General features: G+C 25.7%; 21 protein-coding genes. 11 read left to right on the top strand and 10 right to left on the bottom strand.

Features of this window, described 5'->3' with window-relative positions; all coding sequences use genetic code 11:
* Positions 1-66: 66 nt before the first annotated feature.
* Positions 67-765 (bottom strand): hypothetical protein, encoded by a 699-nt coding sequence (locus C7380_RS05270; protein WP_146192153.1) that lies wholly within the window; start codon positions 763-765, stop codon positions 67-69.
* Positions 762-1,304, bottom strand: coding sequence for an HTH domain-containing protein (locus tag C7380_RS05265; protein ID WP_109604435.1), 543 nt, complete (start codon positions 1,302-1,304; stop codon positions 762-764). Before C7380_RS05265 ends, C7380_RS05270 begins: the two co-directional genes overlap by 4 nt.
* A 128-nt stretch (positions 1,305-1,432) precedes the next feature.
* On the opposite strand from C7380_RS05265, the gene C7380_RS05260 reads away from it, so the two are divergent.
* On the top strand, positions 1,433-2,560 hold the full coding sequence (locus C7380_RS05260) for a TetR/AcrR family transcriptional regulator (protein WP_109604434.1): 1,128 nt from the start codon (positions 1,433-1,435) through the stop codon (positions 2,558-2,560).
* Positions 2,561-2,576: 16 nt separating this feature from the next.
* On the opposite strand, the gene hutH is transcribed toward C7380_RS05260, so the two are convergent.
* Positions 2,577-4,106, bottom strand: a complete 1,530-nt coding sequence (gene hutH, locus C7380_RS05255) for a histidine ammonia-lyase (RefSeq protein ID WP_109604433.1) — start codon at positions 4,104-4,106, stop codon at positions 2,577-2,579.
* A gap of 96 nt (positions 4,107-4,202) precedes the next feature.
* Positions 4,203-5,081 carry a LysR family transcriptional regulator gene (locus tag C7380_RS05250; RefSeq protein WP_109604432.1) on the bottom strand — a complete coding sequence of 293 codons (879 nt, stop codon included), beginning with the start codon at positions 5,079-5,081 and terminating at the stop codon, positions 4,203-4,205.
* 112 nt (positions 5,082-5,193) lie between these two features.
* On the opposite strand from C7380_RS05250, the gene C7380_RS05245 reads away from it, so the two are divergent.
* Both C7380_RS05245 and C7380_RS05240 read left to right on the top strand, forming a co-directional pair.
* A complete protein-coding gene (locus C7380_RS05245; RefSeq protein WP_109604431.1) occupies positions 5,194-6,192 on the top strand; it encodes a YeiH family protein in 999 nt (332 codons plus the stop codon).
* A 76-nt stretch (positions 6,193-6,268) separates the two neighbouring features.
* Positions 6,269-7,798, top strand: a complete 1,530-nt coding sequence (locus tag C7380_RS05240; protein WP_109604430.1) for an alpha/beta hydrolase family protein — start codon at positions 6,269-6,271, stop codon at positions 7,796-7,798.
* A gap of 28 nt (positions 7,799-7,826) precedes the next feature.
* Here the strand turns inward: C7380_RS05240 and C7380_RS05235 are convergent, their stop codons facing one another.
* Entirely contained in the window at positions 7,827-8,741 is a 915-nt protein-coding gene (locus C7380_RS05235) for an alpha/beta fold hydrolase (protein WP_109604429.1), read from the bottom strand.
* A gap of 168 nt (positions 8,742-8,909) precedes the next feature.
* Here C7380_RS05235 and C7380_RS05230 point away from each other — a divergent pair, with 168 nt between their 5' ends.
* From C7380_RS05230 to C7380_RS05200, 7 genes are all read left to right on the top strand, one after another.
* The gene (locus C7380_RS05230; RefSeq protein ID WP_109604428.1) at positions 8,910-10,910 is read left to right on the top strand and encodes a thioredoxin domain-containing protein; all 2,001 of its coding nucleotides are present in this window, start codon (positions 8,910-8,912) and stop codon (positions 10,908-10,910) included.
* 239 nt (positions 10,911-11,149) lie between these two features.
* Positions 11,150-12,121, top strand: coding sequence for a LacI family DNA-binding transcriptional regulator (locus tag C7380_RS05225; protein WP_146192152.1), 972 nt, complete (start codon positions 11,150-11,152; stop codon positions 12,119-12,121).
* A gap of 26 nt (positions 12,122-12,147) precedes the next feature.
* Positions 12,148-13,410: a transporter gene (locus tag C7380_RS05220; RefSeq protein WP_109604426.1), complete on the top strand. Its 1,263-nt coding sequence runs from the start codon at positions 12,148-12,150 to the stop codon at positions 13,408-13,410.
* Positions 13,411-13,449: 39 nt separating this feature from the next.
* Positions 13,450-15,591: a hydantoinase/oxoprolinase family protein gene (locus tag C7380_RS05215; RefSeq protein ID WP_109604425.1), complete on the top strand. Its 2,142-nt coding sequence runs from the start codon at positions 13,450-13,452 to the stop codon at positions 15,589-15,591.
* 16 nt (positions 15,592-15,607) lie between these two features.
* Complete coding sequence (locus tag C7380_RS05210; RefSeq protein WP_109604424.1) at positions 15,608-16,276, top strand: hypothetical protein; 669 nt, start codon at positions 15,608-15,610, stop codon at positions 16,274-16,276.
* A 3-nt stretch (positions 16,277-16,279) separates the two neighbouring features.
* On the top strand, positions 16,280-16,975 hold the full coding sequence (locus tag C7380_RS05205; protein ID WP_109604423.1) for a beta/alpha barrel domain-containing protein: 696 nt from the start codon (positions 16,280-16,282) through the stop codon (positions 16,973-16,975).
* 17 nt (positions 16,976-16,992) lie between these two features.
* Positions 16,993-18,351 (top strand): FAD-dependent oxidoreductase, encoded by a 1,359-nt coding sequence (locus C7380_RS05200; RefSeq protein WP_158274785.1) that lies wholly within the window; start codon positions 16,993-16,995, stop codon positions 18,349-18,351.
* 27 nt (positions 18,352-18,378) lie between these two features.
* Here C7380_RS05200 and C7380_RS05195 read toward each other — a convergent pair whose 3' ends face one another.
* The 5 genes from C7380_RS05195 to C7380_RS05175 all read right to left on the bottom strand — a co-directional run bounded on the left by C7380_RS05195 (position 18,379) and on the right by C7380_RS05175 (position 22,470).
* A complete protein-coding gene (locus C7380_RS05195; protein ID WP_109604421.1) occupies positions 18,379-19,731 on the bottom strand; it encodes a PTS fructose transporter subunit IIC in 1,353 nt (450 codons plus the stop codon).
* A complete protein-coding gene (locus C7380_RS05190) occupies positions 19,724-20,632 on the bottom strand; it encodes a 1-phosphofructokinase family hexose kinase (RefSeq protein ID WP_109604420.1) in 909 nt (302 codons plus the stop codon). Before C7380_RS05190 ends, C7380_RS05195 begins: the two co-directional genes overlap by 8 nt.
* 12 nt (positions 20,633-20,644) lie before the next feature.
* A complete protein-coding gene (locus tag C7380_RS05185) occupies positions 20,645-21,406 on the bottom strand; it encodes a DeoR/GlpR family DNA-binding transcription regulator (RefSeq protein WP_109604419.1) in 762 nt (253 codons plus the stop codon).
* 2 nt (positions 21,407-21,408) lie between these two features.
* Positions 21,409-21,852, bottom strand: a complete 444-nt coding sequence (locus C7380_RS05180; RefSeq protein WP_109604418.1) for a PTS sugar transporter subunit IIA — start codon at positions 21,850-21,852, stop codon at positions 21,409-21,411.
* 192 nt (positions 21,853-22,044) lie between these two features.
* The gene (locus tag C7380_RS05175) at positions 22,045-22,470 is read right to left on the bottom strand and encodes an Hsp20/alpha crystallin family protein (protein WP_109604417.1); all 426 of its coding nucleotides are present in this window, start codon (positions 22,468-22,470) and stop codon (positions 22,045-22,047) included.
* A 482-nt stretch (positions 22,471-22,952) separates the two neighbouring features.
* Here C7380_RS05175 and C7380_RS13475 point away from each other — a divergent pair.
* On the top strand, positions 22,953-23,237 hold a 285-nt coding region (locus C7380_RS13475; protein ID WP_306765953.1), incomplete at its 3' end, for an ABC transporter substrate binding protein.

Raw genomic sequence — 23,237 nt, 5'->3', positions numbered from 1 at the left:
CCGCTTTTTACTTTTATGTTTATTTCATTTACTGCTACATATTCTCCAAATTTCTTCGTCAGTTTTTCAGCGCTTATCATCTTTTTTCACCTCATTTTTATAATCTAATATCTGTATAATTATTTTATTAGAAAATTCTTGCATGTTTGGATGTCCCAATTTTTTGTGGAATTTTTTACTCATTTTTATTATTGCTTTATCTTTTTTTAACCATATATTTAATCCATTACCTCCAGTTAAAAAATTTTGATTTGTTTTAATATTTACAATTATTGGTTTGTTTGTATATTTGCAATTTTTTTCTATATTTTTTGCTATTTCAAAAGATATTCCTTCTAACCAGTTTAGATTATAGTAAGGATTTTTATATATTATTATTGCATTTATTACTATGAATATCAAACCTGTATATATAAAATAATTTGCAATTTTTTGAGAGAATATTATTTGAGGTATTAATATAAATAATGAGCTTAATAAGTAAAAAAACATCATTATTTTAGGTCTTCCAATTTTTATAGAGTATATAATTGAGATTATTATATATATTGAAAGAATAGAGTATAGTATTTTAATATTTAAAATATTTTTGCTCACAAATATAGATATTATTATCATTAGAGATATTGTGAATAAGTTATTATAAGAGAATATATTTGATTTTTTACTCATATCTATTTTTTTATGACTTAAAAAATATTTCATAATTGTTGAAAATATAAAAAATAATATAAAAAATATTATCAAGATTGTAATTTCTGTCATTTTATTTCTAAAACTCCTTTTTTTTGTAGATATAAACAAAGTTCTACCGCTTCCAATATGTTGAATCCTGATTTTAAACATAATTTTTCTATAGATTCAAAATTTGAGTTTGGGGGTGGTAATAGCCATAGAAATTTTCCCGATTTTGAATCTAGTTTTATTGTTTCTTTTTTATGTTTGTCAATTATTATGGTGTTTATTATTTCTTTTTCTACATCATAACTGTATTTTATTTTTTCATTGCCAGCATCTCTTATTTTTTTGTTTTTTATATAAAATTTTTCAAGAAGTTCATTTAAATTTACCTCAAAGCTACCACCTTTGAAACTATATAATTTTGAGGGACGCCCAAGACCTTTTTTTTCTTTATAAACTACGAATTTATATTTTTCAAGTGTTTCTAAGTAATTTTGTACAGTGGCAGTATGTATTTTTAATTTTTTGGCTATTTTTGATGGATTTGATTCTGGATTTTCATTTAAATATTCTATTACTTTAAAAAAATGTTCATTTGTAAGCACTTTTATTAAATCATACATAAATTCATTCTCCTTATAATTTCAATTCAATTGAAATTATATATTAGATGATAAAAAAAGTCAAATGGTATATTTTAATGATATAATCTTTGTATATATATATTTTTTAATTTTCGGGAGATGTTTTTATGGCAAAAAGAAATAAAGAAGAGACTAAGAGGATACTTTTAGAATCTGCAGTGGATCTTTTTTCAGAAAAATGGTATGAAACTGTATCTGCAGCAGAGATTTGTAGACGTTCAAATTTATCCAATGGTATTTTTTATAGGTATTATAAAAATAAGCAGGATATTTTTGAAAAATGTCTTGATTTGTATGTAAACACTGCATCAAAAGCTTTTTTAGGTATAGAGGGTGATACTGTTGAAAGGCGAATTGAAAGTTTTATAGATATTTCTTATAAACTTAATTGTGAACATAAGGATATTATAACTGTATTTAGAGAAGGTCAGTTTAGATTTAAAAATTATGAAGAGCGTATAAGAACTATTTATAAATCTGCTATTTGTAAGGTTTTTGAGCGAAATATAAAAGAAAATGAATATATTTATTTTATTTCTGGAATAAGGTATTTGATAATAAGATCTATATATGAGAATATAAATTTTGATAGAGATATGCTTAAAGAAGTTATTTATAATGGTTTTTTTGATGGATCTTATATTAATCTTGTAGAAGTATTAAAGAAAAATTTTATTATACATCCATTGAACTTTAAAGATAATACGAGAGATAAACTTTTGAAATCTGGTATAGAACTTATAGGAGATAAAGGCTTTTTTAATGTAGATATTGCTGATATAGTAAAAAGGGCAGGTTACTCTGTTGGAACTTTTTATATAAATTTTATGAGTAAAGAGGAATTTTTAGAGGAACTTGTAAATATTATAGGCATAGATTTAAGAAATTTTTTATCTTCAAATATTGTTGAAGAACTTTCAGATTCTGAAAAATCTTTGAGAGCTTTATTTTTATATTTAAATTATTTTAATAATAATAAAGAATTTTATCAAATAATAAGAGAAGCTGAATTTGTTGTCAGTGATGTTGTTACTAAGTATTATGATAGTTTTGAGGATCTTTATAGTAGAAATCTTAAAGCATATAAAATTTTGAATAGGAAACAAGCTTCAAGTATGTTAGTAGGATTATCTCATTATTCTGGTATAGAGTATTTATTTTTAGATAAAATCGATGATTTACAAAATTTTATAAAGGATATAAGTTTTTTTATAAATAATGGAATAAAAAAATAAAGGGCTTTTATGCCCTTTATATTTTTATGTCTATATCTTTTTCTATTGAATTTAAATAATCATCATTTTTAATTATTTTTTCTGTTTTGTTTATATCTATGTATAGTATTCTGTCTTTTTCCATGAAAGGAATTTCAGATCTTATTTTTTCATAGGCTTTTTTAGTACCAATTCCAAGTTTTTTATAACTGTTTTTTATATCTATTGCTTGAGCTGAACATAGAGTCTCAATTGCTATTACTTTGTATGCATTTTCTATTATTTCCACAGCTTTTCTTGCGGCTATTGTTCCCATACTAACATGATCTTCTTGATTTGCAGAGGATGGTATAGAATCTACACTTGCTGGATGTGATAATACTTTATTTTCTGAAACCAATGAAGCAGCAGAATATTGAGCTATCATAAATCCAGAATTTAATCCTCCTTTTGGTGATAGAAATCCTGGCATATCACTCAATTGAGGATTTACAAGTCTTTCTATTCTTCTCTCAGAAACATTCGCTATTTCTGAACATGCAATTGCAAGAAAGTCCATTGCGAGGGCTATTGGTTGACCATGAAAATTACCCCCTGATATTACTTTTTCTTCATCGGGAAATATTAAAGGGTTATCTGTAACAGCATTTATTTCTCTTTCTACTATTTCTTTAACATAGTTTATAGAGTCTTTTGATGCTCCATGAATTTGAGGTATACATCTCAAGGTGTAGGCATCTTGAACTCTAATTTCAGCTTGTCTTGTGGTATTTTTACTGTTTTTTAATATATTGAGTATGTTTTTTGCAGTTTGTATTTGTCCTTTTTGATTTCTTATTTTATGTACATCATTATCAAACGCATCTGTTATTCCATTTAATGCTTCGATTGTCATAGATGCCGATATATCAGAGAGTTTTAATAGTTTTATAGCATCGTATATTGCATGAGTTCCTATCGATGTCATAACTTGAGTTCCGTTTATTAGAGCAAGTCCTTCTTTTTCTCTCAATTCTATAGGTTGTATATTAGCTAATTTTAATGCTTCTTCAGATTTCATAAGTTTATTATCATAATAAGCTTCTCCCATTCCCATTATTACCAATGCAACATGAGAAAGAGGTGCGAGATCTCCACTTGCACCAAGTGAGCCTTTTTCGGGTACAAAAGGAGTTATATTTTTATTTAAAAGTTCTATTAACTTTTGTACTGTTTCCACTCTTATTCCAGAATTACCTATTGCGAGAGCATTTACTCTCAATAAAATAATACCCCTTACTATTTCTTTTGATAAAGGATTTCCAACTCCACAAGAATGTGACATTATTAAATTTTTTTGAAGTAAATTTAATTCATCATTGGATATTTTAACATTACAAAATTTTCCAAAACCAGTATTTATACCATATACTGGATCACCTTTTTCAACTATTTTTTCAACATATGATCTCGCTTTTTGCATTTTATTTATTGCGGTGTTTGAGAGTTCAACTTTGGCATTCATCCTTGTAACTTTTATAAAATCTTCTATATTTAATTTTCCGCCTTCGATTATTACAGTATCCATAAAATTCCCCCTTATATTATATATGAAATTATTTTCAATAAAATTATATTATATTTTTCTATTTTATTGAAGTGGGAGAGTTTTCGTTAACATGTTTTAAAAGTTATTTTTTAAGCAAAAATTCCAAAATTCTTGAATATTTTCAGATATGTATTTATTTTTATGATAAATTATGTTGAATTTTCTGTTTAAATTTATATTTTTTATATTTATTTTAAATAATGATTTTTCTGATAATTCTTTCATTACAGCTTTTTCTGATATTACGGATATTCCAATGTCAGAAATAACAGCATTTTTAATGGCTTCGGAATTATTACATTCCCAAACGATATTCAAAGGAAGATTTTTTTCCTTCATTTTTATTTCGAATAATTCTCTTGTTCCACTTCCAACTTCTCTAAGTATTAACGGTTGTTTTGATAATATTTCAATATTTATATCTTTTTCTTTTTTTAATGGATTGTTTTTTCCACAAATTGCTATTAGTTTATCCTCCATAAAAGGTTTGTATATTATATCTTGATTGTGTATTGGGCCTTCTGTTAAACCAAAATCTAAATCATTTTTTAAAATTAATTTTTCTATTATAGAAGTATTGGCTATTTTAGATTTTATTGAGGTTTTCGGATGTTTTTGTATAAATTTTTTTGAAATATTACTTAGAATACATGTGCCAATGGTAACTGAAGCTCCAATTTTAAGAAGGTTTTTTTCTTTTTCTTTTTTTATAGTTTCTTCCATTTCATCAAACATAGATATTATATGTCTTGCATAACTTAGTAATTTTTTTCCATTTGATGTTATATATAATTTCTTTGAAAGTCTTTCAAATATTTTAATTTCATAGTATTTTTCTAATTCTATTATGGCTTGACTTATCGATGGTTGAGTTATAAATAGTTTTTTTGCCGCATTAGTCATGCTTCCTTCATCTACAACTGTTATTAATATTTTTAAATGTCTTAATGTCATGATTTTCTCCTTTATATAAGTAATTACCTATTACTTATATAATATTATAGTATTTTACAAATATAAAATCAAATGTTATACTAAAATTGAAAAAAATAAATGGAGGTACTTTATGAGTAGATTATATAAGTTTTTGCCTGGATTAATTATTTGTTTTTTTACCGCTATTTTTTCTTTTTATCTTGGAGAGAAAATACCTTTAGTTGGAGGGGCTATTTTTGCTTTGATGTTTGGAATACTTTTAAATTTAATTTTTCATTTTGATGATAAATATCTAAAGGGAATTAGTTTTACATCTAAAAAAGTACTCAAATTTTCTATAGTTCTTCTTGGTTTTGGATTAAATATAAAACAAGTTTTGGAAGTTGGAAAGATTTCATTAATTGTTATGATATTTACTTTAAGTGCAGCTTTTGGATTTGGATGGCTTTTTGGTAAATTATTTGATATGAATTGGAAATTATCTTCTTTAATTTCAGCAGGTACGGGAGTTTGTGGTGGTTCGGCAATTGCAGCACTTTCTCCAGTTATTGAGGCAGAAGATAGTGACGTTACTTATGCTATGTCAGCTACTTTTATATTTGATATTGTAATGATTCTTTTGTTTCCTATAATGGGTAAAATGCTTTCTATGTCTGATTTGTCTTATGGTTTGTGGGCTGGAACTGCAGTTAATGATACTTCTTCTGTAGTCGCTGCAGGATATGCTTTTTCTGATAAGGCGGGGGAGTTTGCAACTATAGTTAAACTTACAAGAACTCTTTCAATTATTCCTATAACTATAATTTTTTCTTATATTAATCAAAAGAAAAAAAGTCAGGAAAGTAGATCAAGTTCTTTTAATATAAAGAAAATATTCCCTTATTTTATCATTTTTTTTATTTTAGCTGCTATTTTTAACAGTATAGGATTTGTTTCAACTGATTTATCTGTAAATTTAGTTAAAGTTAGTAAGTTCTTAATGATAATGGCTTTAAGTGCTATAGGGCTTAAAACTAATTTTAGGGATATTAAAAAATCAGGATTTAAACCGATGATTCATGGGTTCATAGTTTCTATTGCTGTTGTTATTGTTTCATTGGGAGTTCAGTTTTTTATTGGTCAGATTTAATTTTTATTATTTGACTTTTTGTATGCTGTAATAGTATAATATTACAGAAAAGATATTACAAAAAGGAAGTGATTTTATGTATAAAAAATATTTTTTGATGATTTTTATAGGATTATTCATTTATTCTTTTTCAAATGAATATAATTTTATTATTAAAGTTATGAATAGCGATTTTGGAAGTATTAAAATAAATCAAATCAATAATGAATTTGAAACTGTCACTGAAATTTATTCACAAAAAGCCAAAATTTCGGCTAAGACAACTTATGAAGATGATTTTTATAAATCATATTCTTTTAATATGAAAGTAAATGAAAAAACTGTTGCAGATTATGTTTCTAATTATGATGGAAAGAAAGTTATTCATTCAGTTAATTCTATTGAGTTACCAGTTATAAATGAGAGTAATCTTTTTATTGTAGATAATAATTTTATAATAGACCATTTTTGGTATTTTTTAAAAAAACATGAAGGTAAAGGTAAAGCTAAAATTTTTATTCCCTTTTTGTCTATGAATAATCAAACCTTTAAAAATTCTATAGTTGATGCGGATTATGATATAAAAGATGATAAAATGATTTTTACATATTCAGGTTTAAGAACTGAAGTATTTTTTGATAAAAATTTTATAACTAAAATTTCTATACCTTCTCAAGGTATAGAAATAGAAAGAAATGATTTTAAAGAAAAAATAGAGAATAACATTATTTCTGAAGAAGTTTCATTTGAATCTAAAGGTTTGATATTGAATGGAACACTTTCATATCCAGCTTTACTTTCTAATAAGATGCCACTTATAATATTAGTACATGGTTCAGGCGTTTTAGATAGAGATGAAAGATTTACATCTGCTGGTATAGAAATAGCTCCTTTTTATGATTTAGCAGAAGAATTGAATAAAAAGGGATTTGCTGTTTTTAGATATGATAAAAGAAATTTTGTTTTGAATAAATTAGGTGAAGATTATTTGGAAGTTAGTATTTATGATTTTATTGATGATGCTATTAATGCTTATAATAAAATGCTAGAATTTGATTTTATAGCTAAAGATAGAATAATTTTTGCTGGTCATTCTCAAGGTGCAACTCTTATACCATATATTTTAAAGAAAGCTGGATATGCAGGTATAAGTCTTTCGCCAGCAGTTATTGGCTTTGTCGATCTTATGGTTTATCAAATTGAATATCAGCAGGATATAATTAATGAATTGAATACTGATGGTAGTCTTGATAATTTAGTAGATATGTTGAATGAATATCTGCCACATGTTAAAGAAATTAAATCTAAATTTGAAAGTAATGAATTAAAAAATGAAGAAGTTTATATGGGATTTAAAGGAAGTTTTATAAAAGAATCGGATTATTTGTTTGAAAATGTAGTAGAAGAATTTGTTGATATTAATAAAAATATTCTTATAATAAGCGGTAAAGAAGATTTAAAAACTCCTTCCATACTTTTACAAGAAAAAGAAGATGAAATTTTAAAGAATGATAAAATTTCAATAAAATATATAGAAGGTATGTCACATGAGATGTATAATCAATATATTGTATTTGAACCTTTAGTGTCTGAAAGTATTTTTAAATGGTATGAAAATTTGAAATAATCAAAAAAGGGATTTTAAAATCCCTTTTTTATTTTAAAAAATTTAATATCAAATTTGATATATAATCTGATTTTTCTATCATCGGATTATGTCCCGTATCTAAATATACAAGAGTTGAATTCTTTATTTGTTCATTAAATTTTTTTGCATATTCTATATTCAAGGTTTTGTCATAATTTCCCCATAATATTAATGTTGGAATATTTATTTCAGATATTTTATCTTTATTTAAAGAGCTATCATCATCTAGATCTATTTTTTGAAGAGTTTTTGAAGGAATATTGAAGGTGAGTGTATAATTTTTTAAAAAAGTAGAATCTTCATATTTAGATTTATCATGAAGATTATTTTTATATATCGATTGTTGTAAAAAATAACTTTGAAATCCAAATTTTAAAAATATTCTTGAGAAAAATTGGCTATCTGATATCCAATTTGGAATAAATTTTGTTTTAGTATATCCTTGACTATTTATTAGGATCAGTTTTTTAATCTTTTTAGTATCTTCGAAATAAGTATTTATAGCTATTTCACCACCCATTGAATGGCCTACTAAGTAAAAAGTTTCAATGTTTAATTCTTTGGTGAATTTATTTATCAATTTTCCCATAGATTTTTTTGAGTAGTTTAAATCCGTGCTTTTAGTTGAGAAACCAAATCCAGGTAAATCTATTGATATTACTCTATATTTCTCAGAAAGTTTTTTTGAAATATCTTCAAAATCTTTAGCTGAGCTCATAAAATCATGTAAAAAAATTATAGTTTCTCCAGCACCTTCTTCATAGTATGCAATTTTTTTATTATCTACATTTATTGTTTTATAATTTTTTTCTAAATATGATAAACCTCTTTTGGCTTCGAGATAACTGAACATATAATTCAAAGAAGCAAAAATAAATATTATAAATATAAAAATAAAGAAGATTTTTAAAATTTTTTTCATAATACCCCCATAACATTTTATTAATCTTTTAAAGAAATTTTAATATAAAATACAAAAAAAGTCAACTAATTTGAATTATATTAATTCTTTTTTTAATTAATATTTTATATTGATGTTATATAGTATAGGTGAGAGGATTATATTTTATAAAGATAAGAGGTGATATTTATGATAGAACCAAATAATTTAATAAAAGAGAAGTCACCTTATTTGTTGCAACACGCTTTTAATCCAATAAATTGGTATCCATGGTGTGATGAGGCATTCGAAAGAGCTTTGAAAGAAGATAAACCTATTTTTTTAAGTATAGGTTATTCTACTTGTCATTGGTGTCATTTTATGGCAAAAGAGTCTTTTGAAGATGAAGATATAGCAAAAATTCTCAATAAATATTATATTTCTATAAAAGTTGACAGAGAAGAGAGACCTGATATAGATAGTTATTATATGAAAATTTCTCAAATAATGACTGGTAATTCTGGTTGGCCTTTAAATATTATAATGACACCTGATAAAAGACCTTTTTATTCAGGTACATATTTTCCAAAATATACTAATTTTAATATGCCTGGATTGATAGATCTTTTACCGAATATATATTATATATATAAAGATAGCAAAGAAGATATTTTTAACACTATAGAAAATCTTGAAGAAAAGGTAAAAAACAGTTATCATCTTAAAAAAGGAAAATTAGATTCAAATTTAATAGATAAATCTTATAAATATCTTTATGATAATTTTGATGAGGTATATGGAGGTTTTTCGAATGAACCTAAATTTCCTGTTCCTCATTATATGTTGTTTTTAATGAGTTATTATGAAAAAAATTATAATGAAAACGCTTTGTATATGGTAGAAAAGACTGTTGAAAGTATGTATAGAGGAGGAATTTTTGATCATATTGAAGGTGGATTTTCAAGATATTCTACGGATTATAAATGGTTTATTCCTCATTTTGAAAAAACTTTAATAGATAATTCATTATTAATATTGACTTTGGCAGAACTTTATTCTAAAACTAATGATGATTTATATAAAAATATTGCATACAAAACTTTAAAGTATATAAATAATAATTTAAAAGATGAAAATGGAGCTTTTTATTGTGCACAAGATTCTGATTCGGAAGGTGAAGAGGGAAAATATTATTTATGGGATTATTTGGAACTAAAAACTATTTTTGAACCAGAAGAATTTGAAAGGTTTAAAGAAATATTTGATGTTTCAAAGGATGGTAATTTTCAAGGAAAAAATATTTTAAACATTTCAAAATCTTTAAAGAGTATTCCAGATGAAGATCTCGTATTTAAACTTTTTTATTATAAATCGGAGAATAGAAAAAAACCAGATATTGATGATAAAATAATAACATCTTGGAACGGTATTGCTATTGCTTCTTTAGCAAAAGCTGGCAGGCTTTTTAATGATATTGAATTAACAAAAATGGCTGAAAAATCTAATAATTTTATTTATAAAAAATTATTTTTTGATAATAAATTATTTCGAAGATATAGAGAAGAAGATATTTTGACTAAATCTCATATAAGTGATTATTCAAATATGATTTGGGGATTGTTAGAACTTTATCAATCTACTTTTAAAACCAGATATTTAAAGAGTGCGATAAACCTTCTTGAAAAAAGTATTGAAATTTTTTATGATAAAAATATAAATATTTTTTTAGATTCTGAGATAGATAATAATGAACTTCCAGAAAATACATTTAATATTTATGATGATTCTATGCCGAGTTCTAATTCTGTAATGCTTATGAATTTAATAAGAGTTTATAAAATAACTGGAACACTCAAATATAAGAATATATTTGATTCTATGATTGATAATTTGGCTTGGAATTTTGAAGAAAATTATCCAGCTATGATACATTCTTTAAATGCTTTATTTTTTAGTCTTTCTGATACTAAAGAAATAATAATTACAGCAAAAAATTATGATCAAGCAAGAATTTTTATAGATTATATAAATAGAAATTTAAAAAATTATGATACCATAATATTAAAGACAGAAAAAAATGAAATAGATCAAATTTCTGAATATTCAGCACTTTATCCTGTGGAAGACAAACCTGTAATATATATATGCTCTAATCAAACTTGTAGTAAACCAATAAAAAATTTAAAGGAATTAAGAAATTTTTATAATTAATAATATTTGAGATCAACTAAATGAATCCAATTTTATAATTGGATTCATTTTTTTATTTATCAATCATTTAATTAATTTATGTAGAAATAAAAGATTTAATTCATTAAATATGAATAATTCAATTTAATTATTTGTAATTAATGAATAATTGAATTTTGATTTATAAATAAATACTGTTAAAATTCGCTGATTATTTTGTAGAAAAAAAGTTGCATTATTGTTGCATAGGAGTGATTTTTTTGAAAACAACTTTAAGAGATATTGCTGAATATTCTGGATTTAACGTTTCTACAGTTTCAAGAGCATTGAATGATGATAAAAGAATAAGTGATGATACAAAAGAAAAAATATTAAATGTTGCAAAAAAATTGCATTATTTTGGTGAAAAGAATAAAATTATTCTTTTTCTGATTGCCAATCCAATTTCGTCTGTTAGAAATGATGACTTTTTTTCTAAGGTTCTTGAAGGAATACTCAGTTGCACAAAAAATTTTGGCTATCATTGTGTTGTCAGAACTATTGAGAAAAATGATAATTCCCTTGGAAAAATTTTCATTGAAAATATTTCTGGAATAATAATTGGAGGAATTCCAATGCCTAAAAATATAATAAACTTAATAGCAACTTCTGAGATTCCTGTTGTTCAAATTGGTCATTATAAGGGCTTAGAACATATACCTTCAGTTAGTAATGATAATTTTAGAGGTGGATATATAGCGGCTAAAAAAATAGTGGAAAGAAATTATAAAAAAATTTTAGTTTTTTCAGGTCCTTTGAATGTTGAAACTTTTAAAGAAAGATTTTCAGGAGTAAAAAAATATTTAGAAGAAATTGATAGAATTAAAGATTTAGAAATCATTGAATGTCAATCATTTGATTGGAATGATGGATATGAAGAGGCTAAGAAAATAGTATCATCGATAAATCAAAAAACTGCTATTTTTTGTCTTACTGATTGGCTTGCTAAAGGGGTTATTAAAGCTTTAAAAGAAGAAAATTTTGAGATTCCTCAGGATATAGGATTGATGGGTTTTGGAAACTTACCTTTTTCAGAACATATAGATCCTTCACTTACTACAGTAACTTTAAATCCTTATTTGCTTGGAGTTTTTTCAATAACTGTTGTTAATGAAATAATTAACAAATCTAATAATGTTAATACAGAGAAGATACTTGTAGAGCCTGGAATAATAGAAAGAAAATCTATATAATACACTTTTATTTAGGAGGGAACAACATGTTACAGGGAATACTTATACTTATAGTATTTGTTTTATGTGCTGCTGGTATGATGTCAAGAAAAGTTCCAGCAATTATATCTTTGCCTATTATGGCTATATTAATAGCTGTAATATCTGGAATGTCTTTTGAAAATATTTTATCAGGGGTTATTGGAAATGGTGCTGTTAGACTTTCAAGTGCTATGATGGCAGCAATATTTGGGGGTATGTTATCACAAGTTATCAATAGAACAGGAATAGCAAATTCTATAATAAAAAGAGCAGCTGAATTAGCTGGAGATAATCCTTTTATTGTAGCTTTGATAATATCTATAGCAGTAGCTTTTGTGTTTACTTCTTTAAGTGGACTTGGTGCGATTATTATGGTTGGAACTATTGTTCTTCCTATAATGATTTCAGTTGGTATAGATTCTAAAATTTCAGGTTCTTTGTTTTTAATAGCTTTTAAAATAGGTCTTCTTTTTAATATGTATAGTTATGCTTTTTATAGTGATGTTTTGAAAATCTCAGTACAAGATTTGAAAATTTTTCCAATAATTTATGGAATAGCAACTTCTATAGGTTTATTCTTTTTTATTTTATTGAATGTAAAAAAAGGTAAAGCTAAAACAGCTTGGGCTATGCCATCTGCGAATTCAATAAAAAATAAAGACAAAAAAGTTCCTATTTACGCACTTATCACACCTATAATACCTATTTTACTTGTTTTTATATGGAAATTTAATATTATTCCAGCAATATTGATAGGAGCTATTTATGGAGTTCTTACTACGAAACCTAAAGACATTGTTAATATACTTTCAAGTAGTTTAATAGAGGGAATAAAAGATGTAGCTCCAGCTATAGGTCTTATGATAGGAATAGGAATGGTTCTTTTAGCTGTTATGAGTCCTGAAACTTCTGCAATAATGAAACCTTTAATTTCAGCTATTATTCCATCAAATAAAATTTTATTTGTTTTATTTTTTGCTATATTGTCTCCTTTAGCTTTATATAGAGGTCCTTTAAATATGTGGGGATTGGGAAGTGGTATAGCTGCATTGATGGCTTCCACTGGTAAATTGAGTCCTATGGTCGTTGCAGGTGCACTTTTGGCTTTAAGCGTTGTTCAAGATATTTCAGATCCTACAAATACTCATAATGTTTGGATATCTAATTTTATAGAAGAAGATACAACTATTCTTTTAAAAAAGACTTTTCCATATGTTTTTTCAATAGCTGTTGTTTGTTTAATATATGTAACTATCTTTATTTGGTAAGAATTTGATTTTATTTTTATATAATATGGAGGTATTTTAATGGGTAGAAGATATAGAGTAGGTATAGATGTTGGTGGTACTTTTACTGATGCAGCTTTAATAGATGAATCAACTTATTCTGTTATTAGTACCAAAAAAATACCCACAACTCACTCTGCAAAAGAAGGGGTTGCAAATGGAATAGTAAAAATTATTGAATCTATAATTACAGAAAATAATATATATCCAGAAGAAATTGTTTTTATTGCTCATGGAACAACTCAAGCAACAAATGCCTTATTGGAAGGTGATGTTTCTGATGTTGGAGTTATAGGAATAGGTACAGGAATTGAAGGTGCTAAAACTCAATCAGAAACTAATGTTGGAAGAATTGAACTTGCAAAAGGAAAATTTTTAAATACTCATTATGAATTTATAGATTCTAAATTTTTACATGATGGATCACTTAAAAATGTATTTGAAAAATTTAAACAAAAAAATATTAATACAATAATATCTGCTGAAGCATATAGCGTTGATAATCCTTATAATGAAGATTTTATAATAGAAGAGGCTGAAAAGAATGGTATGACTGGAACTGCAAGCCATGAAATTTCTAAATTATATGGATTAAAGACACGTACAAGAACTGCAGTTATAAATGGAAGTATAATTTCAAGAATGATGGAAACAGCAAATATGACAGAAGATAGTGTAAAAAAATCGGGTATTAAATCACCATTAATGATAATGCGTTGTGATGGTGGAGTTATGACTATAGATGAAGTTAGGAAAAGACCTATTCTAACTATGTTATCAGGACCAGCTGCAGGAGTTGCAGGTGCTTTGATGTATGAGAAGATTTCAGATGGTATTTTCTTTGAAATTGGAGGTACAAGTACAGATATTTCTGTTATAAAAAATGGAAAAGTGATGATTAAATATGCAGAAATTGGAGGACATAAAACATATTTAAATTCATTAGATGTAAGAACAATAGGTATTGCTGGTGGAAGTATGATAAAAATAGAAAATAATAAGATAGTAGATGTAGGCCCGCGTAGTGCCCATATAGCTGAATTAGACTATGAAACTTTTGTTGATGATGGGGAAATAGAAGATCCCGTTGTTAAATATATAAATCCTAAAGAAAGTGATGAAAAAAATTATGCTATTTTAGAAACAAAATCAGGTAAAAAATATTCTTATACTCTTGCAGGAGCAGCTAATCTTATTGGAATGGTACCAGAAGGAGACTATGCAAGGGGGAATATAAAAGAAACTAAAAAAGCTTATGAAGCTCTTGCAAAAGAACTTAATACTTCTGTTGAAGATGTTCTTGAAACTATAATGAATATTGCTTGTTCAAAAGTTTTGAAAGTTGTTAATGAAATGAAAGCTGATTATGATTTAAGTGAATCTATAATAACTCTTGTTGGTGGGGGTGGAAGTGCTTCTGTAATAGTTCCATATTTAGCAAAAAAAACTAATTATAAATATAAAATAGCTAAAAATGCTCCATATATATCAACTATTGGAGTTGCTCTTGCAATGGTTAGAGAAGTTGTAGAAAGGACAGTTGCTAATCCAACTAATGATGATATAAAAAATATAAGAAAAGAAGCAAAAATAGCAGCTATGAATTCTGGGGCGAATGAAAAAACTATAGAAATTATTGTTGAAATTGATAGTAAGAAAAATATAATTAGAGCTATAGCAAGTGGTACTACAGAATTAAGAACTAAAGATCTTTCTAATAAAATACTTAATAAAAGTGAACTTGAAGATATATGCTTAAAATCTGTTAAAGAATGTGAAAAATCTATATGTATTGCTGAAACTGAAAAATATTCTGTATATGAGTTAGAAATAATTGTAAAAAAATTTTTTGGACTTATAAAGAAAAAATATTTTCCCATAAGAGTAATAGATAATGAAGGAGTTATAAGACTTCAAAAAGATTCTGGCTTTGTATATCCTACAAGTAAAAAAACTTTTAAAGAAAATCTTTTAAATGCTATACAAGAAAATACTAAATATGGAGATGCAGGCGAAGAATTACCTTTTGTTTATATACTTGCTGCTCATAGAATAATAGATCTTGCAGGTCTTGCAAATAAAGAACAGATAATATCTATTGCTGAAATTGAATTAGATGAATTTGAAGATGAACAGGAGCTCATTATTTTAATTTCTAAATAAAAAGAGGATTGGAAAGATGAATATAAATGAATTTATTAATATTATTGATGATGAAATAATGTCTTTTGCCGAATTAAAAGAAGATCAAGTTTTTTCAAAGATAGAAAAAAAAGAATTATTAAATTATATTAAAAAACCTATAAATATAGGAAAAGAAGAAGCTTTGATATATAAAGATAAAAATATTGAAGATCTTTGTTATGAGTTTGGAATAAAAATTAATTTTATAAATAAATCTCAAGATAAAGATTTAATAGCTATAAGAGCTGATTATTGTGATTATGATAAAAATATAAATATTTATACTGATTCTATTTATAAGATGGCTTCTTCTTTTAAAAGTTTAAATTTTAATAATATAAATTCTGATGATATTATAAAAATTCATTTAGCACATGAGTTTTTTCATTTCCTCGAATATAATAAAATAGGTTTGGTAAATGAGAAATTACCTAAAGTAATTAATATCAATTTTTTGGGTATAAAAAAATGCTCAACTGTTTTAAAAACAAGAGAAATAGGAGCTCATATATTTTGTAAAAATATGATGAATTTAAAATTTCATCCAAAATGTATAGATTATATTTATCTGATTTCATCTAAACAGTTAAAGATAGAAGAAATTTTAAAATATTTTAATGATTTAAAATATGAATATGAATATTATAAAAGAGAGGATGTTTAAGAAATGAATTATTTAAAATTATTAAATCAAGAAAAAATGACACTTATAACGAGTTTGCCTCAAAATGATATAAACCTTGCTAAAGCTGCTATAGAAGCTGGTTCAGATGCGGTGAAAGTTCATGTTAATGTTTCTCACAGAGCGAGTGGGAATCATTTTGGAACTTTTGAAGAAGAGTATATTGAAAATTTAAAAGATATAGTAGAACTCTGTAAAAAAAATAATATTCCGATTGGTATAGTTCCTGGTGGCGATGATAATATTCCAATGAATGAAATAGAAAAAGTTATAGAATCTGGCTTTGATTTTATATCTCTTTATGATAAACATATGAATCCAATGGTCTTAAAAAATAAAAATATTTATAAGATGGTAGCTTTGACAAATGAATATAAATTGGAATGGATAAAAGCATATGATAATTTACCTATTGATGTTCTTGAATGTTCTATAATGGATCCAGAGACATATGGGACACCTATGACTGTAAGAGAAATTTTGAAATATCAGAGTGTTAGGAACAATACTATAAAGCCAATAGTTATTTCTACACAAAGAAAGATAATGCCAGAACAATTATGGATTCTGAATGAAATGGGAATTAATTCCATTATGATTGGAGCAGTTGTTACTGGAAAAGATGTTGAACAATTTTATAAAAATACAAAAGATTTTAGAAAAGCTATAGATAACCTTTGAATTTGATGGAGGTCAGTATGAATATAAAAGATACTTTAATAACTGATGTAGCAATAGTTGGAGGAGGTCCATCAGGAATAATAGCAGCAAAAACTTTAGCAAAAGCAGGTTATGAAGTTATACTTATAGAAAGATATGGATTTCTTGGAGGGAGTACAACTAATAGTCTTGTTATACCTATGATGACTTTTCATGCTGGGAAAAAACAGATTATAAAAGGTTATGCACAAGATTTAATAGATAGATTAAAAATTAATAAAGGAACTATAGGTCATATTGAAGATCCATTAGGTGTAGGAAGCACGATAACTCCTATAGAAACAGAAGTATATAAATATATTTCTCAAGAATATCTTTTAGAAGATGGTGTGGACATAAAGTATTATACAGAAGCTATAGATATTGAAATAGAAGAAGAAATTATAAAAAATATTATTGTGAAAACGAGATCTGGTTTCTATAAGATAGAGGCAAAGAGATATATAGATGCATCTGGTGATGGTGATATAGTTAGTATGGCTGGAGAAGATTTTTTAATAGGAAGAGAAAAAGATGGAAAATGTCAACCAATGTCTATGATGTTTAAAGTTGGTAATATAGATAGAGAAAAAATAATAAAATATTCTGAAAAAAATCCAGAACAGTTTGTAATATCAAAGAATTTAAAAGGTCTTAGAGACACAGATAGAATAGCTATTTCAGGATATTTTGATTTAGTTAAAATGGCTGATGAAAATAATGATTTGAATATCAATAGAGACAGAGTGCTTTTTTTTGAACTTAATAATAAATCTGAAATTTTAGTTAATATGAGTAGAATTATAAATAAATTATCTGTAAAAGATTTTGAATTAAGTGAGGCTACTATTGAAGGAAGAAGACAAATTTTTAAAATAATGAATTTTTTAAAAAAATATATACCTGGATTTGAAAATTCTAAAATTTTAGAATCAGGAGTTCAAATAGGAGTCAGAGAGTCAAGAAGAATTGATGGGCTTTATACTTTAACAGAAGAAGATATTCTAAATAAAACTATTTTTGAAGATACCATCGCTTTGGGATCTTGGCCTATAGATGTGCATGATCCTGATGGAGCTAATTTAAATATAAAAACATTGAAAATGGGTGAATACTATGGCATTCCATATAGATGTTTAGTGCCTAAAAAAATAAAAAATCTTGTGGTTAGTGGAAGAATTATATCAGTTACTCACGAAGCTTTAGCTTCTGTTAGGGTTACACCTATATGTATGGCTTTGGGTCAAGCTAGTGGTTGTGCTTGTTTGGAATCTTTAAAAGAAGATTTATATTTTAAAGATTTAGATATAAAAAAATTAAGAATGAGATTGATTGAAACAGGGCAGATTCTAGAATGAAAAGCGATGAATTTTTTCATCGCTTTTTCAATTATTTTTTTTTGATTTTAGTATACCTAATAATAGAGCTGTTAATATCATTCCCGCTATTATTGAGATAGAGTAGCCTAATATTCCATCTACTGCCCAAAATACGAATATCCCTCCATGAGGTACAGGCAATGTAACATTAAATAACATCGATAATGCACCTGTCAAAGCAGAACCAGCCATTATAGATGGGATAACTCTTAATGGATCTGCAGCTGCAAATGGAATTGCTCCTTCGGTTATAAAAGATATTCCAAGTACCCAAGCAGCTTTTCCAGCTTCTTTTTCTTCAAAATTATATTTATTTTTGAATAGAACAGTAGATAAAGCTATACCAAGTGGTGGAATCATACCAGCTGCCATTACAGCAGCCATTATAGCTGATGGTTCGGCATTTCCTATTGTACTTATTCCAAAAGCATAAGCTGCTTTGTTTATTGGTCCGCCCATATCAATAGCCATCATTAAACCTATTATTACACCTAGGATTATAGCATTAGTTCCTGTTAAACTTTTTAACCATGTTTCTATACTTTCATTTAACATAGTCATAGGAGTTCCTATTACAAATATCATTATTATTCCTATTAAAAAAGTAGATATTAAAGGAATAATTAATACGGGCATTAAACCTTCAAATCCTTTAGGTAATTTTATGGTTTTTTTCATTAATTTTACTATATATCCAGCTATAAATCCTGCAACTAAAGCTCCTAAAAACCCAGATTTTGTATCCGCTGCAATTAATCCACCAACCATACCTGGAACGAGAGCGGCTCTGTCTCCTATTGAAAAAGCAACATATCCAGCAAGTATAGGGATCATGAGTTTAAAAGCTGCATTGCCAATTGTAGCTAAAGCTTTCGCAAATTCTCCTTCTTGGGTATAACCACCAAATAGAAAAGATAATGCTATTAAAAGACCGCCAGCGACTACAAAAGGTATCATATAAGAAACCCCACTCATTAAATGTTTATATACGCCTTTTTTTTCTTTAGATCTTTGAGATTTTATATCAGATATTTTTTCTGTATAAGATTTTATATCAGAATTTAAAGAATTTTCTATAATTTTTTCGGGATCTTTAATTGCTTGAGCTACTGAAGTTTCAAAAATTTTTTTGCCAATAAATCTTTCTTTAGAAACATTTACATCTACCGCAAGAATAACAGCATCCGCATTTTTTATTTCATTTTCTTTCAATTCATTTTCTACACCAACAGAACCCCTTGTTTCTACTTTTATTTCATATCCGAGTTTTTCAGCAGCTTTTCTTAAAGCTTCTGAAGCCATATAAGTATGAGCTATTCCAGTTGGACATGAAGTTACAGCAACTAACCGTTTACTCATAATTTATTCCCCCTTCTTTAATATATGCCAAAATTTTTTCTTTTTTTATATTTTTGGTCCCTTCAGTTACAACTTTAGCACTTGCACAAGCTCTGGCCATTATCAATGATTCTTCTAAAGATTTATTATTATATATTCCATATATGAATCCTGCCAACAGTGAATCACCAGCACCCACTGTGCTTTTTACATTTAATTTGAAAGGTTCAATTTTCAATTTTAAAGTTTTTGAAATATAATTGAATCCATTTTCGCCATTTGAGAGAAGTATGTTAATATTAGAATTTAACATATTGTTTAAATCATTTTTTGAGTTTTTTTCAATCTCTTCTAACTCTTTTATATTAGGTTTTATAAGATTTGGAGATGCTTTTAATCCATATTCAAGATTTTCACCAGAAGTATCTAATACAACATAAACATTTTTTTCTTTAGCTTTTTTTATTATTTTTGAATATATATCTTTTGGGCAGTTATTTGGAGTACTTCCAGATAATATTAATATATCACCGTTTTGCAAAGTTGAATCTAATTTATCTAAGAGTTGTTTTAACGAATTTAAATTTTTAATTTCACCTTTTGAATTTAATTCGGTTATTTTTTGAGTTTTTTTATCAAATATTTTTATATTTTCTCTAGTATGAACATCTTTGTTTAAAATTATTTCATAGTTATTAATAACTTTTTTTAATTTAGATTCAAACTCTTTTATATTTTTTTCACCGGCAAATATTATAGATATATTAGGTATTCCAAGTGCATCAAATACTTTTGAAACATTTATACCTTTTCCACCAATATCTATATTTTCTTTGTCTATTTTATTTAAATCTCCTTTTTTTAATGATTTAACTTCTATGGTTTTATCAAATGCGGGATTTAAAGTTAAAGTTATTATCATTGAAACACCTCTTTATATTATTATTTTTAAGCCGTCTTCTTCGAGTTCTTTTATGAGTTCAGTTTTTTCATCTGTTATTATCATTTTGAATTTTTGAATTTCTGATATTTTCCATAATGAAATAGTATTTGTTTTTGTTGAATCAGCTATAAGAATAGGAGTTTGAGATATTTCAATCATTTTATTTTTTATTTTTGCTTCTTCAGAAGTTGGGGTATATGCAAAATTCGAGTCGAAAGCATTTGCTCCTATGAATGATTTCGATAAGATCATTTTTTCAGTTATATCATCATCATAATCGGAAAAAACAAAAGCACCAGTTTTTTTTCTTAAATGATTTCCGATAACATATAAATCAATATTATTTTTTAAAGAAAGTTTAGATAATATTTCTATTGAATTTGTAAATACTGTCATCTGAAAATCAATATGTTTTAATATTAATTCTGAGATTTCAAGTGTGGTACTTCCTGAATCGAGAAATATATAATCATTCTTTTTTATTAGAGATAAAGCATTTTTTGCTATTTTCTTTTTTAATTCAATATTTTTTACTTTTTTTTCTTGCATTGTTAATTCACTTATCATTGATTTTTCGATTATAGAAGCTCCACCATGAATTCTATTGATTTTTCCCAATTTTTCAAGATAGGCTAAATCTTTTCTTATAGTTACTTCTGGAGATTTTAATTCTTTAGCTATTTTTTTAGTACTTATTGTTTTATTATCTTTTATTAATTGAAGTATTTTTGAATGTCTTATTTCTTTTAACATTTTTATTCTATTCCTTTCAATATTTTAATTAATTTTTCTTTATCATTTGTTTTTTTTAATTTTTCTCTAAAATCTTCATCCATTAATTTTATAGATAATTTTTGAAGTATTTTTAAATGTACATTATCAGAGTTTTCTGGTACACCAATTGTGAATATCAAATTTACTGGTTTTTCATCTAATGATTTCCACTCTATTTCATTTTCTAATTTAGTAAAAGCAACAAAGGGTTCTTTTACAGATTTTGATTTTCCATGGGGTATCGCTATTCCAAACCCAACACCTGTCGTTGAAATATTTTCTCTTTTTTTTAATGCATTATAAAAATCTTTTGAATTTTCAATTTTTTTATTTTCATAAGCTAATTTAGCCATATTTTTTAGGAAGTCCTTTTTGTTTTTTATATTTGTGTTTATATATATCATTTCTTTTGAAAATATATTCATTTTTCCACCTCTTTTGATTGTTTTTTATCATTATATATCATAATGCATCGTTTTGTAAAATGTTATATCATTTATTTTTATAAAATTATTGATAATTATTATTGAATAAGTCTTTATTTGTTCGAATTTCTTATTTTTAAATAAAAATATATAAAAAAACAGGCCCATAATAGGGCCTGTAAAATAGGGGGGTTATTGAATATCAATCTTTATGTTTTTTGTTTCTTCGTCTTTTTTTGCTAATGTTATTTTTAAAATTCCATTTTCAAATTTTGCATTTATTTTTTCTAAATCAATATTTTCAGGCATTTCAAATGCTCTTGCTACTTTTCCAAAATATCTTTCTTTTATATAATATTTTTTTGAATCATTTTTTTCTTCTTTCTTTTGAGCTGTTATATTTAAAATATTGTTTTCTATATTTATGTTTATTTCATCTCTTTGAAATCCAGGGAGTTCAGCTTCTATAACAGCTTTTTTTTCATTTTCATAAAGATCAATATTCATATAACTATTTTTAGTCATTTTATCCATTCCATTAAACATTTTTGAAAGATCTTCGAAAACTGAATCAAATTCACCAAAATTAGGGTAGTTTCTATATAATCTTATTGCCATAATACAACACCTCCAAAGTATTTTATATTTTTATGTTTTTAATTTATTTTTGTTATTACACTTATATAATATCATCATTATCACTCTTTGTCAAGGAGTGCTAAAAAAGTATGTAAGATATTAAATATAAATTATATAAGTTTTTAAATGCATACTAAATGTTTTTGTTTCTTTTAATTTTATCAATTGTTACTTATATTTGCTATTTCATTATATGAAGACTTTTTCATATTGACATAATTTTTTTATGATGATATAATGAGTTTAAATTTGATTATTTAAGGTGATTTTTTATGATTAAGGATAATAATAAAAATTTAATAAATATATTTTCATTTTACTTTTATTATTGGAGACACACTCGTTCAAGTGCCTCCAAGTTTTGCTATTGTTCAGTAAAATGAGGTTAAAAGGAATTTGAGCGAGTGTCTTTAAGACACTCGCTTTTTTATTTATGTTTATGAATTAAGGGAGGAATTATTATGAGAAGATTTTTAGTTTTAAGTTTTGTTTTGTTCAATTTTATTTTTGTTTTTTCTTTAAAGATAGGTATTTCGCAGATAGTAGATCATCCAGCTTTGAATTCTATATACGAAGGAGTTATAGATGCTTTACATGCAGAAAGTATTCAGGCTGATATTGATTATCAGAATGCACAAGGGATATTTCAGAATGCTTTGGCTATAGCTAAAAAATTTAAAAATGATGCTGATTTTGTTGTTGCAATTTCTACACCATCAGCACAAGCAGCAAAGAATGAAATAGAT

It is taken from the genome of Oceanotoga teriensis, assembly GCF_003148465.1.
GTDB lineage: Bacteria > Thermotogota > Thermotogae > Petrotogales > Petrotogaceae > Oceanotoga > Oceanotoga teriensis.
Note: the sequence above shows the minus strand (reverse complement) of the source record. Positions and strands in the feature narration are given on the sequence as shown.